This window comes from Enterobacter cloacae complex sp. ECC445 (assembly GCF_021892025.1).
In the GTDB taxonomy this organism is placed as follows: Bacteria; Pseudomonadota; Gammaproteobacteria; order Enterobacterales; family Enterobacteriaceae; genus Enterobacter; species Enterobacter chengduensis.
Window position 1 is genome coordinate 269,957 of the sequence record NZ_JAKLRZ010000003.1, and the last position, 13,646, is coordinate 283,602.

General features: G+C 58.1%; 9 protein-coding genes and 1 other RNA gene. 4 read left to right on the plus strand and 6 right to left on the minus strand.

What is annotated here, in order from left to right:
- Nucleotides 1–414: 414 nt before the first annotated feature.
- Entirely contained in the window at nucleotides 415–1,074 is a 660-nt protein-coding gene (locus L6R44_RS04815; RefSeq protein WP_237423438.1) for a helix-turn-helix domain-containing protein, read from the plus strand.
- 69 nt (nucleotides 1,075–1,143) lie between these two features.
- Complete coding sequence (locus L6R44_RS04820) at nucleotides 1,144–1,773, plus strand: helix-turn-helix domain-containing protein (RefSeq protein WP_237423439.1); 630 nt, start codon at nucleotides 1,144–1,146, stop codon at nucleotides 1,771–1,773.
- Nucleotides 1,774–1,823: 50 nt separating this feature from the next.
- On the opposite strand, the gene L6R44_RS04825 is transcribed toward L6R44_RS04820, so the two are convergent.
- From L6R44_RS04825 to ydiJ, 3 genes are all read right to left on the minus strand, one after another.
- Nucleotides 1,824–2,018: a YdiH family protein gene (locus L6R44_RS04825; protein WP_237423440.1), complete on the minus strand. Its 195-nt coding sequence runs from the start codon at nucleotides 2,016–2,018 to the stop codon at nucleotides 1,824–1,826.
- An 85-nt stretch (nucleotides 2,019–2,103) separates the two neighbouring features.
- Nucleotides 2,104–2,514 carry a 1,4-dihydroxy-2-naphthoyl-CoA hydrolase gene (gene menI, locus L6R44_RS04830; RefSeq protein ID WP_237423441.1) on the minus strand — a complete coding sequence of 137 codons (411 nt, stop codon included), beginning with the start codon at nucleotides 2,512–2,514 and terminating at the stop codon, nucleotides 2,104–2,106.
- On the minus strand, nucleotides 2,511–5,567 hold the full coding sequence (ydiJ, locus tag L6R44_RS04835; RefSeq protein WP_237423442.1) for a D-2-hydroxyglutarate dehydrogenase YdiJ: 3,057 nt from the start codon (nucleotides 5,565–5,567) through the stop codon (nucleotides 2,511–2,513). The genes menI and ydiJ overlap by 4 nt, the downstream gene beginning before the upstream one ends.
- Nucleotides 5,568–5,766: 199 nt before the next feature.
- Here ydiJ and ydiK point away from each other — a divergent pair, with 199 nt between their 5' ends.
- Both ydiK and rprA read left to right on the plus strand, forming a co-directional pair.
- Nucleotides 5,767–6,882 carry an AI-2E family transporter YdiK gene (gene ydiK, locus L6R44_RS04840; protein ID WP_237423443.1) on the plus strand — a complete coding sequence of 372 codons (1,116 nt, stop codon included), beginning with the start codon at nucleotides 5,767–5,769 and terminating at the stop codon, nucleotides 6,880–6,882.
- Between the two features lie 209 nt (nucleotides 6,883–7,091).
- Nucleotides 7,092–7,199: antisense sRNA RprA (gene rprA, locus L6R44_RS04845), an RNA gene on the plus strand.
- A gap of 5 nt (nucleotides 7,200–7,204) precedes the next feature.
- On the opposite strand, the gene L6R44_RS04850 is transcribed toward rprA, so the two are convergent.
- The 3 genes from L6R44_RS04850 to ppsA form a co-directional block, all read right to left on the minus strand.
- Nucleotides 7,205–9,580 carry a glycoside hydrolase family 3 N-terminal domain-containing protein gene (locus L6R44_RS04850; RefSeq protein WP_237423444.1) on the minus strand — a complete coding sequence of 792 codons (2,376 nt, stop codon included), beginning with the start codon at nucleotides 9,578–9,580 and terminating at the stop codon, nucleotides 7,205–7,207.
- 3 nt (nucleotides 9,581–9,583) lie between these two features.
- Nucleotides 9,584–10,984, minus strand: coding sequence for an MFS transporter (locus L6R44_RS04855; RefSeq protein WP_237423445.1), 1,401 nt, complete (start codon nucleotides 10,982–10,984; stop codon nucleotides 9,584–9,586).
- A 233-nt stretch (nucleotides 10,985–11,217) separates the two neighbouring features.
- Nucleotides 11,218–13,596 (minus strand): phosphoenolpyruvate synthase, encoded by a 2,379-nt coding sequence (gene ppsA / locus L6R44_RS04860; RefSeq protein ID WP_023311316.1) that lies wholly within the window; start codon nucleotides 13,594–13,596, stop codon nucleotides 11,218–11,220.
- Nucleotides 13,597–13,646: the final 50 nt, after the last annotated feature.

The window sequence follows — 13,646 nt, forward strand, 5'->3', positions numbered from 1 at the left end:
TCTTCATTTTCCTGTTCACGGGATAACTTTATTTATTATCGAAACTCACGCAGCAGAAAGTTGATAAATGAATCACGGCGAATTCATCTATTTTTCAATTAAAGCTTTAAGGTCTTTCTGACTGACTGGTTAAAATTTATATAATCATTTTTATGAATACAACTCTTTGGTGGTCTAGCTGTAGACTCTAATTTAACGTAAATTCAACATTTCTTTCGGGTGCGCCGGAGCCTTATTTTTCAGGTCTATTAGTAGACCCGTTCGTCTTTATGTTTCCATTCAACGCGTTAGTTGTCGGGCGCTCATCGGTCTACTTTTAGACCCTGCAGAAACATTCCCTGCCCCCTTCATTTTTAAGATAATTCTCCACCAGATCCAAAAAATGCTCGCTCCGTAGTCGCCGAGAGGTATCGTATGAATACGCGTTTAACCACGTCATTGAATAATCACAACTCGACCGTTCTTGGTTTAAAACCGCTTGTCCATATAGAAACGCTGATTAACTCAGTGCTACCTGCGGCAAAAAGAACGATCGTCAGTCGGGGAGAAACCGTGCATTATTATAAAGACGATGTGCGGCAGTGTTTTTTACTTCTCCAGGGCAGCGTGGCGCTTCACCGTCGCGGCGACGGTATCATGTTGAACTCTGAATCTGCGCCTTTTATTCTTGGCGTTAGCAGTCAATTTTCTTCGGAACATCTCTACGTTCGGGCCCTGGAGACGGCAGAAATTGCCCGCGTGTCGCTGGAGACGTTTAACCAGATTGTTTCACAGCAGGATTTATGGGAACACTTTTCAAAGCTGCTTATTTATACGGCCTCACGGGTGTATGAGCATTGCGCGCAAATATCCCAAATGTCCGCCTACGACATCATTCGCTTCCAGCTGGTTGAGCTCATGCAGGAGCCCGACGCCATACGTAAAAATACGACGGCGGCCGCCTGGATCAAGAGCCGGACCTATCTTTCGCGCAGTGGAATTATGCGTATTCTGGCAGAACTGAGGACAGGGAAGTACATCACCATGGAGCGTGGGGTGCTGCTGGAGATTCACCATCTGCCGCGAAAATATTGATAGCCTGCGTGCCTGTCCCCAGGAGAAGCGCTATAATTAGCCAGGTTATTTTTAAGGTTGTCGGCGACCATGTCCCTTCCAGAAAAGTCTCAACGGGGTTCTCCCTACGCGCAAGAACTTATTTCACACCTGCTGCCCGAGTGCACAACGCAACGCGCCGCACGCGGCGAGCGGTTTGACCTGCAAATTAACGGTCAGGGTATGTGCTATTTAATTCTTGAGGGGACGATCGCCATCTACAGACGAAGCGATGACATGATGCTGTCTACGGCGCGCAGCCCCGCCGTGTTCGGCCTCGCTAACCTGACCGACATCTATTTCAATGATTATATTAAGACCGTCAGCCCGTGCCTGATAGGGACGCTCACCGCCGAGCGGGTGAATGACATTATCCAGGAGAAGGCGCTGTGGGGCCTGCTTTCTCAACAGCTCATGTTTGTATATAGCCGTCTTTATAACAACGTGATGCCGCAGGGCGCGCCCACGGCCTATGAGATGATTCGCCAGCAGCTATTCACGCTGATGGAAGAAGATGAGGGTTATCGGCTCAGCGTGACGGCGGAAAGGTATATCAGGGAGAAAACCCAGCTCTCCCGCAGCGGCGTGATGCGCATTCTGGCGGATTTAAAAACCGGCGGATTTATCGAAATAGAAGAAGGCAGGCTCATTAAAATCAACAAGCTTCCCGCCCGATACTGAATGTCAGGCACAAAAAAGGCCGCACTCGCGGCCCTTTTATTCTCATGTACTCAATGGACGTGAACGCCCAACCGCCAGGCAAAGTAGATCTCTTCTTTCAGCTCGTTAGAAGAGAGCGCCAGCAAATCTGTGAATTCCAGCTCAAGCTGTTTCAGCTTTTTCAGGTACTGCGCCGGAGACAGGTTGCTCTTATCGCGACGTAAATATTCAACTGCCAGCTGCGTTGGGGTTATTTCAGTATCCATGATGTCCTCGCTTATGTACAAAACCTGACCAGTATATCACAACCCACTGGCTAGTTTTTGACCAAAGGCAAAACATCTGAAAACTTTACACAACCGCCGTGGTCAGCCGCGACGAGCAGCACAGGCGATCCTGCTCGTCGAGAATATCTATCTGCCACACCTGATGGCGGCTCCCGGCATGCAGCGCGCGGCACACGCCGCGCACGCGCCCGCTGCGCACCGAGCGAATGTGGTTAGCATTCACCTCAAGCCCGACCACCTTCTGCTCCCCTTCGGTGCAGAGATATCCCGCCACCGAGCCCAGCGTTTCGGCCAGCACGACGGACGCGCCGCCGTGCAGTAAGCCAAACGGCTGGTGGGTGCGACTGTCTACGGGCATGGTGGCCTCAATCTCATCCTCGCCTATGCGGGTGAACTGAATATCCAGCAGCCCCACCATATTTCCCTCGCCCATGGCGTTCAGCGCCTGCAGCGTCACGGCACGTTTCCAGATCATCCAATTATCTCCAGTAAAGCCTGCAGCGGGTGGCGGACGCCGTTACCTTCTACCCGTTTCACCTGGCTGCGGCAGGAGTAGCCCGTCGCCAGACAGCGGTTTCGCGGCAAACGCTGCATCGCCTGATGCCAGGACAGCTCGTAGATGCCGAGCGAGCTGGCGTGGTTTTTCACTTCGTGACCGTAGGTGCCGGCCATGCCGCAGCAGCCCACGCTGACGCTCTCCAGCTTCGCACCGAAGCGGGCAAAGACGGACGCCCACTGCGCGGGTGCGCCCGGCAGCGCGGTGACTTCCGTGCAGTGTCCAAACAGATACCACGGTTCGCCGCTGACGTCCTGAACAGCCTTATCTTCCAGCGCCGTCGGCAGCCACTCGTGCACAAGCATCACGTGGAAATCGCCGCGCCTGTCGCCCAGCGTCTGCTTGTATTCATCGCGGTAGCACAGCACCAGCGCCGGATCGACGCCGACCATCGGTATCCCGAGCTGCGCCACGCGATTCAGGAAGTCCGCGGTTTTCTGCGCGGTCTTCGCAAAACGCGTCAGGAAGCCCTTGATGTGCTGCGCCTTGCCGTTGGGCGAGAACGGCAGCACCACCGGCTGATACCCCAGCTTTTCGCTCAGGCGGATGAAGTCCGCCACCACCTGCGCATCGTAGTAGCTGGTAAACGGATCCTGCACCACCAGCACCACCTTCGCTTTTTGCTCAGGGGTGAGCGCCTCGAGCTGCTCCAGGGTCATGTTCGCCGAGCGGTGCCCGACAAGCTGGCGCTGCAGCGACGGCACCGACAGCAGCGGCAGATCGACCATGCCGATGTGCTTTTCGGAGAACTTGCGCACCAGCGGCTGGTTGATAAAGAAGTTGAAGGTTTTAGGCGCGCGCGCCATCAGCGGGGCGTAGCTTTCCACCGTCGCTACCAGATGGTCGCGCACCGGGCGCAGATAGCGCGTGTGGTAGAGCTGCAGGAAGCGCGAGCGGAACTCCGGCACGTCGATTTTAATCGGGCACTGGGTGGAGCAGGCTTTACAGGCCAGACAGCCGGACATCGCCTCCTTCACCTCATGGGAGAAATCATACTCTCCCTTGTTGGCATGCCAGCTGTTGCGCGTGCGTTCGATAAGCCCGCGCAGGCTGGCCCGTTTTTCCGGCAGCTGCTGCTCCAGCCTGAGCGGATCAACGCCCCGGTCGGCCAGCAGACGCAGCCACTCGCGCACCAGCGTCGCCCGCCCTTTCGGCGAATGAATACGGTTGCTGGTGATTTTCATCGACGGGCACATCGGGCTTTTCACGTCGAAGTTAAAGCACAGGCCGTTGCCGTTACACTCCATCGCGCCGCGCCAGGAGGAGCGCACCGCGATCGGGATCTGCCTGTCGTAGGTGCCGCGCTTGACGGCATCCACCTGCAGCATTGGGGCATCCACACCCTCTGGCGGGCAGATTTTCCCCGGGTTGAGGCGGTTATGCGGATCGAAAGCCGCCTTCACCTTGCGCAGCTCCGCGTAGAGCCGTTCGCCGAAGAAGGCCGGGCTGTACTCCGCGCGGAACCCTTTCCCGTGCTCGCCCCACAGCAGGCCGCCGTATTTGGCGGTTAAGGCCACCACGTCGTCGGAGATCTGCTTCATCAGGATCTCCTGCTGCGGGTCGCACATGTCCAGCGCCGGACGCACGTGCAGCACCCCGGCATCGACGTGGCCGAACATGCCGTAGCTCAGTCCGTGGCTGTCCAGCAGGGCGCGAAACTCAACGATATAATCCGCCAGATGCTCAGGCGGCACGCAGGTGTCTTCGGCAAAGGGAATTGGCTTCGCTGCGCCTTTCGCATTCCCGAGCAGGCCGACGGCTTTTTTGCGCATGGCGTAGATACGCTCGATCCCGGCCAGATCGTTACAGAGCTGCCAGCCGATCACGCCGCCTTCGCCCTGCGCAATCAGCTCATCCAGCCGCTGGCAGAGCGTGGCGACCTGGCTCTCTATCAGCTCCCCATCATCGCCGGCAAATTCCACGATATTGAGGCCGAGCATCTCTTTATCCGGCACGTCGGTAATAAGATCGCTAACGGAATGCCAGACAATATCTTCCCGGGCCAGGTTGAGCACTTTGGAGTCGACCGTCTCAACCGACAGCGCTTTCGCTTCCACCATAAACGGCGCATTGCGCAGCGCGGAGTCGAAGGAGTCATATTTGACGTTCACCAGACGACGCACCTTCGGCAGGCGGGTGATATCCAGCCGCGCCTCGGTGATAAACGCCAGCGTCCCTTCGGAGCCGGTCAATACGCGGGTTAAATCAAACTGGGTCAGATCGTCGTTAAAGACGTGACGCAGGTCGTACCCGGTCAGGAAGCGGTTCAGCCTGGGGAATTTATCGAGGATCAGCTGGCGGTTGTCGCGACAGCGTTCCAGCACGGTACGATAGATACGCCCAATGGCCGTGTTATCTTTGCCCAGCGTTTCCGCCAGTTCAACCGGCATCGGCTGGGTATCGAGGATATCGCCGCCCAGCAGCACCGCACGCACGCCAAGCACGTGATCGGAGGTTTTGCCGTAGACCAGCGAGCCCTGGCCGGAAGCATCCGTGTTGATCATCCCGCCCAGGGTCGCGCGGTTACTGGTAGAAAGCTCCGGGGCAAAAAAGTAGCCGTAAGGCTTAAGGTACTGGTTAAGCCGATCTTTGATGACGCCCGCTTCGACCCGCACCCACCCCTCTTCAGGATTGATCTCAATGATGCGGTTCATGTAGCGCGACATATCAACAATAATGCCCTGGTTCAGCGCCTGACCGTTGGTCCCGGTGCCGCCGCCGCGCGGCGTAAAGACCAGCGAGGCAAAGCGCTCCTGCGTGGCCAGCCGGGCGATGAGCGCCACGTCGGCCGTTGAGCGAGGGAAAACCACGGCATCGGGAAGAAGCTGGTAAATACTGTTGTCGGTGGCCATCGTCAGCCTGTCGGCATAGTTCGTGGCGGTATCACCTGTAAAACCCTGTTGCTCCAGTGCCTGCAAAAAATTAAGCACCAGCTGAACGACGCCAGGTGCCTGAGAAATCTGTGGGATCATGACCGTCGACCCTAATTAGAGTAATGTGAAATCGTTTGCGTTGTGTCCGGAAAGTTTTATCACATTTTTTTCTTATGTGCTTCGTAGAATTACAGGCAAAATCCGCCTGTCAAAAACCGCTGAGATCATTAATGATTAAAGAGACGCGGTTTCCGTTCCCGCCAGTCGTACTGGCGTTCTTTTAAGGAAAGTTTCATTTATGGTCAATGTTCGCCAGCCCAGGGATGTTGCGCAAATTTTGCTGTCGGTGCTGTTCCTGGCCCTCATGATTATTGCCTGCTTGTGGATCGTACAACCGTTTATTCTCGGCTTTGCCTGGGCCGGAACCGTTGTGGTTGCCACCTGGCCTTTGCTGCTTCGTTTGCAGAAGCTGCTTTTTGGCCGCCGCGGGCTCGCCGTGCTGGTTATGACGCTCCTGCTGTTCCTGCTGTTTATCATCCCGATTGCCCTGCTGGTAAACAGTCTCGTTGACTCCAGCGGCCCGGTGATCCGCGCCGTGACCAGTGGCGATCTCACGCTGCCGGATCTCGCCTGGCTTAACAGCATCCCTGTTGTGGGCGCCAAACTCTACAGCGGCTGGCATAGCCTGCTAGAGATGGGCGGCAGCGCGCTGATGGCGAAAGTGCGGCCGTATATTGGCACTACCACCACCTGGTTTGTGGGTCAGGCCGCGCATATTGGCCGCTTTATGATGCACTGTACCCTGATGCTGCTCTTCAGCGCCCTGCTCTACTGGCGCGGCGAGCAGGTGGCGTTAGGCGTTCGCCACTTTGCCACCCGCCTGGCGGGCAAGCGCGGTGATGCGGCGGTCCTGCTGGCCGCGCAGGCCGTGCGCGCGGTTGCGCTGGGCGTGGTGGTGACCGCGCTGGTGCAGGCGGTGCTGGGCGGGATCGGTCTGGCGATTTCCGGCGTGCCGTACGCCACCGTGTTTACCGTTGTGATGTTGATGACCTGCCTTGCGCAGCTGGGGCCGCTGCTGGTGCTGGTCCCTAGTATTATCTGGCTGTACTGGACGGGTGATACCACGTGGGGAACGGTGCTGCTGGTCTGGAGCTGCGTGGTCGGCACCATGGATAACGTCATTCGCCCAATCCTCATCCGCATGGGTGCAGACCTGCCGCTGATTCTGATCCTCTCCGGGGTGATTGGGGGCCTGATTGCCTTTGGCATGATAGGCCTGTTTATTGGCCCGGTGCTGCTCGCCGTCACCTGGCGTCTGTTCTCCGCCTGGGTGCATGAAATTCCGCCACCGGGGACGGATCCGGACGTGATTTTGAGCGAACTGGAAGAGCTGGAAGAGAAGAACACGCATTAAGTTATGTTGCCGGGTGGCGCTAACGCTTACCCGGCCTACATCCTTCCCCGTAATACTTAAACGCTGCTAAAGTATTTATTCGTTGCACACTGGTCAGACCCGCTATTCCTGCACTTAATCTGCTCTTATCCTCAGGAAATCTTTACGTCTCTTTAACTAATGAGACGAATCCGATCGACGCTAAAAATTACAATGCCTACTATTAGGTCACGGTTATAGATCAACACCTTGATTTATAAGCATGGAAATCCCCTGAGTGAAACAACGAATTGCTGTGTGTAGTCTTTGCCCATCTCCCACGATGGGCTTTTTTTTGTCCTGACTACGCGCGCGTAACCTCACAGGTACTCAGCATCCGCCACTCCGCGGGCAGCACCCGCGTCTCCCCCGTCACGTTGACCGTCACCGCCTCGCGGATATTCGCCGACGATGCGCCAACCTGCAGCTCAAACTCGCCCGGCTCAACGATGCGTTTCCCGTCCCGGCGCGTGAAGTTGAACATCTCAACCGGCAGCGTAAAGGTGAGCGTGGCGGTTTCGCCCGGCGAGAGCGTAACGCGCTGGAAGGCCTTCAGCTCCTGAAGCGGCCGCACCTGGGTGGCGACCTTATCCCTGACGTAAACCTGCACCACCTCGCTGCCGCTGCGCTCCCCGGTGTTGGTGATATCCACGCTCAGCGTCACCTCGCCGTCGACCGGCACGCGGCTTTCGGCAAGGCGGGCAGCCCCCCAGCGAAACGTTGTCCAGCCGAGGCCGAAGCCAAACGGATAGCGGGCACCGAAGTGGAACGCAAACGGCGTGCCGCCGCTTTTGAGCTTGTGATTGTAGTAATACGGCATTGCCCCGGCGCTTTTCGGCACGCTCACCACCAGACGCCCCTGCGGCTCCGCACGCCCGGTTAACACATCCGCAATCGCCCAGCCGCCTTCCTGCCCCGGCGCCCATGCCATCAGCAGCGCCGCGACCTTGTCCTCCAGCCCCTGCAGGTTGTACGGACGCCCCCCGGTCATCACGACAATCACCGGTTTACCCGTCGCCACCAGCGCCTCCAGCAGCTGTTGCTGCACGCCCGGCAGGTTCAGGGAATCGGTGTCGGAACCTTCCCCCACGGTCCCGCTCTGGAACAGCCCGGCGAGATCGCCCACGCAGGCCACCACCACGTCACTCTCCTGCGCGGCGTTTACCGCCTCGGGAATCAGGGCGGTACTTTGCGATACCGGCGACTTCTGCATCGGCTTGCCGCCGCTGTCGCCCGGGAAGACCGGCGCGCCCGCCATCCGTTTTTCGATGATGTGGCACCCTTTGGCATAGCGGATCTGCGACGCGCCGAGATACTGCTCCAGCGCCGCGCGCGGGGTCGTCACCTGGGAGGTCTCTTCAACCATATCGCTGATGATCAGATGCACCGGGAAGCTGTAGCCGCTGAGCAACGCCAGCGGATCGTCTGCCGTCGGCCCCACCACCGCGACGCGGGGCTTACCGCCGAGCGGAAGAATGCCGTTGTTTTCCAGCAGCGTGACCGATTTTGTCGCCACCTCCCGTGCGACCTGCCGGGTAGCGTCATTTTGCAGATCGATACCGTTTTCATCGGCATACGGCTTTTCAAACAGCCCCAGACGGAATTTTTCGGTCAGCACGCGCGCCACGATCTCATCCACTTTGGTCATAGCGATCAGCCCGCGCTCAACCGCGTCCGCCAGACGGCGCGCGCAGTCGTCTTTCGGCAGCTCGACGTCAAGCCCGGCGTTAAACGCCAGCGCGGCGGATTCGGCCGCATCGTGGGAAATCCCGTGGTGCTGGTGCAGCAGGCTGACGCCGCCGTAGTCCGCCACAATGATGCCGTCGAAGCCCCACCGTTCGCGCAGGACGGTGGTCAGCAGGAAGCTGTCGCTGTGCCCCGGCTGATTGTCGATGTCGTGGTAAGCAGGCATCACCGAACCGGCATTGGCCAGCTTGACCGCCATTTCAAACGGCAGCAGGAAGGTGTCGTTCAGCTCGCTAAACCCCAGGTGGACCGGGGCATGGTTGCGCGCCCCTTCGCTGAACGAGTGGCCCACGTAGTGCTTGAGCGTCGCCAGCAGGTCGCGCCTATCGCCCTGTAACCCTTTCACGTAGGCGGTTGCCATTACGCCCACCAGCCAGGGATCTTCCCCGAAGGTCTCTTCGGTGCGCCCCCAGCGCACGTCGCGGGAGACGTCCAGCACCGGCGCAAGCCCCTGCTGGCAGCCCACGGAGCGCGCCTCTTTGCCAATCTGCTCTGCCGCCCGCTGTACCAGTTCAGGATCCCAGGTGGAGCCGTAGTTCAGCGACGAAGGAAACAGCGTGGCGTCTTTGCACAGCAGCCCCACCAGGCACTCTTCGTGGAACAGCGCCGGGATGCCGAGACGCGTCTCTTCCATCATCATGCGCTGCAGGCGGTTGGCGGCGCGAACGCCGGTTTTTGCGTCAACAATATGGGTGCCCAGCGGGCGGGTGATCTGCCCGACGCCCAGCTTCAGCCGTTCGCTCAGCGACGCCTGCTCGCTTACGCCGGCGAATTCGTCGCTCAGATCGCTTCGCTCGCGGTGATGACCGTTTTCATCGAGGATCAGCCAGTACGCATGCATCTGGGCGAACTTCTCTTCCGGGGTCATGCGCGCCAGTAAATCGGCAACGCGCTCGTGCACGGGACGTCCCGCGTCCTTATAGATAGCCGTCATGTTTTACTCCTGTAGTGCGGAAGGGGTTGCCGGGCTGAGCTGCCCCGCTTCGGGTCTGACGTCACGCTTGCTGGCCAGCTCCCGGGCGATGGAATCCACCAGCCGGCTGTTGAGTTTGTAGATAGCAAGCAGCGCGACCATGCAGAGGAACAACGCGCACGGGATGAGAGTGAACAGCGCGTTGATGGTCGAGAGCACGTGCGGCGCCTGGCTGGCCTGGCCCGGGGCGTAATCCACCATGCCCAGCACCCAGCCGACCACCGCCCCGCCCAGCGCCAGGCCAAACTTAATGGCAAACAGCGCGGTGGAGAAGACCAGGCCGTCCAGGCGACGACCGCTGCGGTGCTCTTCGTAGTCGACCACATCGGAGAACATGGTCCACTGCAGCGGCGTGGTGAGGTTTTGAATAAAGCTAAAGACGATGTTGAGGCCAAAGATGAGCCACACCTGCGAAGGCGGCAGGAAGAAAATCAGCGCGCCGAAGATAACGAAGGAAATAATCGTCCACTGGTAGGCGCGGACGCGGTCAAATTTCCCCAGCAGCCGTTCGGATAATAATGCCCCGCTTAAGGAGGCCACCATGCCGGAAACAATAAAGGCAAAAACCAGATCCGGACGCAGCAGCACATAGTTCACGTAATACATCGTGGCGGAGCCGCGCGTCACCACCGCCGTTAACAGCAAAATATTAAACAGGAAGACGATGCGCCACTGGCTGTTGCGGCCCAGCAGTTTTAAATCGGTAAGCATGGAGCCGGAGGTATCGTTGCGCGGAGAATACCGCTCGCGGGTCATCAGGAAGCAGCAGAAAAAGAGCACAATGCCCAGCAGCCCCATCAGGCTCATGGCATAGAAATAGCCTTTCTGCACGTTGCCCTGGCCTAACAGTGAGACCAGCGGCAGGGCGATTACCGTCACAATCAATCCGCCGATAAACGACAGGCCAAAGCGCCACGACTGCAGGGAGTGGCGCTCGCGCGGATCCAGCGTCAGCGCGCCCGGCATGGCGCAGTAAGGCACGTTAATCGCGGAGTAAATCAGGCTTAAGATCGCATAGGTCAGGCAGGCATAAACGATTTTTGCCGTCGGCCCCACGTCGGGTACATAGAAAGTGATAAGACAGCTCACGCCAAACGGAATGGCAAACCACAGCAGCCAGGGACGAAAACGGCCGTGACGCGTTTGAGTGCGATCCACCAGCGCGCCAATGCACGGGTCGACAAACGCATCCACCACGCGCACCACTAAAAACATGGTACCCATAATGGCCGCAGGTAAACCGAAAACGTCCGTATAGAAATAAGCAAGAAATAACGTGGCCGTTTGCCAGACCAGCGCGCTGGCCATATCGCCTAAGCCATAACCTATTTTATCTTTGGTACGCAATACAGAGGAGAGTGTCATTGTTATTTGCCTTTTTATCAGGTTAAAACGTATTTCAACCAGTTGCGCATCTTCTTAAGGGAAATGCGCAGTAAGGCCCAAGTATTAGCAACGGTTTGCGCGCTAACAATTGTCTAAATTGACAGACAAATTATGATATTTGGTTTTTTGTTTTATTTGTGATGGGGAGCATATTCGGACGGAAATAATAAAGGCGAGGAATAATATCCTCGCCTTTTCCGGTCAGCGTGGCGTTACTTGTTCAGTTCCGCCAGGCTCAGCCAGGTCTGCACCACGGTGTCCGGGTTCAGGGACAGGCTATCAATCCCCTCTTCCATCAGCCAGGCGGCAAAGTCTTCATGGTCGGATGGACCCTGACCGCAAATCCCGACGTATTTACCCTGCTTTTTCGCCGCGCGGATGGACATCGAGAGCAGCGCTTTTACCGCCTCGTTGCGCTCATCGAACAGCTCGGAAACCACGCCGGAGTCGCGGTCCAGACCCAGCGTCAGCTGCGTCATGTCGTTTGAGCCGATAGAGAAGCCGTCGAAGTGCTCCAGGAACTGCTCGGCCAGCAGGGCGTTGGACGGGATTTCACACATCATGATGATCTTCAGCCCGTTCTCGCCGCGCTTGAGCCCCTGACGCGCCAGCTCGTCCACTACCGCTTTCGCCTGATCCACGGTACGCACGAACGGGATCATGATTTCGACGTTGGTCAGCCCCATGTCGTTGCGCACGCGCTTCACCGCCTCGCACTCCAGCGCGAAGCAGTCGCGGAAGCTGTCGGACACGTAGCGTCCGGCCCCGCGGAAGCCCAGCATCGGGTTCTCTTCTTCCGGCTCGTAGCGCTCGCCGCCGACCAGGTTAGCGTATTCGTTAGACTTAAAGTCAGACAGACGCACGATCACGCGTTTCGGATAGAAGGCGGCGCCCAGCGTGGCGATCCCTTCGGTCAGACGGCCAACGTAGAACTCTTTCGGCGAGTCGTAGCCTTTCATCATCTCGCGGATTTCGTTCTGCAGCTTGGGATCCTGATCGTCAAACTCCAGCAGCGCGCGCGGGTGGACGCCGATCATGCGGTTGATGATAAATTCCAGGCGTGCCAGGCCCACGCCTTCGTTCGGCAGGCAGGCGAAGTCGAACGCGCGGTCCGGGTTGCCGACGTTCATCATGATCTTCAGCGGCAGGTCCGGCATGGTATCCACGCTGGAGCTTTTCACGCTGAAGTCGAGGATATCGGCATACACGTAGCCGGTATCGCCTTCGGCACAGGAGACGGTTACGTTCTGCCCGTCCTTCATGCGTTCGGTAGCGTCACCGCAGCCGACGACCGCAGGGATACCCAGCTCGCGGGCAATGATCGCCGCGTGGCAGGTACGTCCGCCGCGGTTGGTCACGATAGCCGCCGCTTTCTTCATGATCGGTTCCCAGTCCGGGTCGGTCATGTCGGTTACCAGCACGTCGCCTGGCTCAATGCGGTTCATCTCGCTGATGTCGTGGATCACTTTGACCGGACCGGCACCGATGCGGTGACCGATGGCGCGGCCTTCCGCGACGATTTTGCCCTGGGCGTGCAGCGTATAGCGCTCCATCACCTGGCCGCGCGAGCGGACGGTTTCAGGACGCGCCTGGACGATAAACAGCTTGCCGGTGTTACCGTCCTTCGCCCATTCGATATCCATCGGACGGCCGTAGTGTTTTTCAATCTGCACCGCCTGCTTCGCCAGCTCCTGCACTTCGGCGTCGGTCAGGGAGAAGCGGTCGCGCTGCTCCTGCGGCACATCTTCAATCTTAACCTGCTTGCCATGCTCCTGGGTTGGGGCATAGATCATGCGGATTTTTTTCGAGCCCATGGTGCGGCGCACCACCGCCGGACGGCCCGCGGCCAGCGTCGGCTTGTGAACGTAGAATTCGTCAGGGTTGACCGCGCCCTGCACCACCATCTCACCCAGACCCCATGCGGAGGTGATAAACACCACCTGGTCGAAGCCGGACTCGGTATCAATGGAGAACATCACGCCGGATGAGCCCACGTCGGAGCGCACCATGCGCTGCACGCCAGCGGAGAGCGCCACGCCGCGATGGTCATAGCCCTGGTGCACGCGATAGGAAATAGCACGGTCGTTGAACAGGGAAGCAAATACGTGCTTCACCGCCACCAGCACCGCGTCGTAACCCTGGACGTTGAGGAAGGTTTCCTGCTGCCCGGCAAACGAGGCGTCCGGCATATCTTCTGCGGTGGCAGAAGAGCGCACGGCAAAGGAGGCCTGCGCATCGTCAGCGGAGAGCTGGTTGTACGCGTCGTGAATGGCTTTTTCCAGTTCCGGCTGGAAAGGTGTGTCGATGATCCACTGGCGGATCTGCGCCCCGGCTTTGGCAAGCTCGGTAACGTCATCAATATCCGTTTTATCCAGCAGGTCGTAAATGCGCTGGTTAACACCGCTCTGGTCTAAAAACAGGTTAAAGGCATCGGCGGTGGTGGCAAACCCGTTCGGTACGGAGACACCCATACCCGACAGATTTGTAATCATTTCACCCAGGGAGGCATTTTTGCCCCCAACTCTGTCTACATCATTCATGCCGAGTTGGTTATACCAAAGCACCAGCGGTGACGAGCCATTGTTGGACATCGAAACAATCCTTTTGTGATATTTGATCGGAGTAAGTAACACCTGACTAC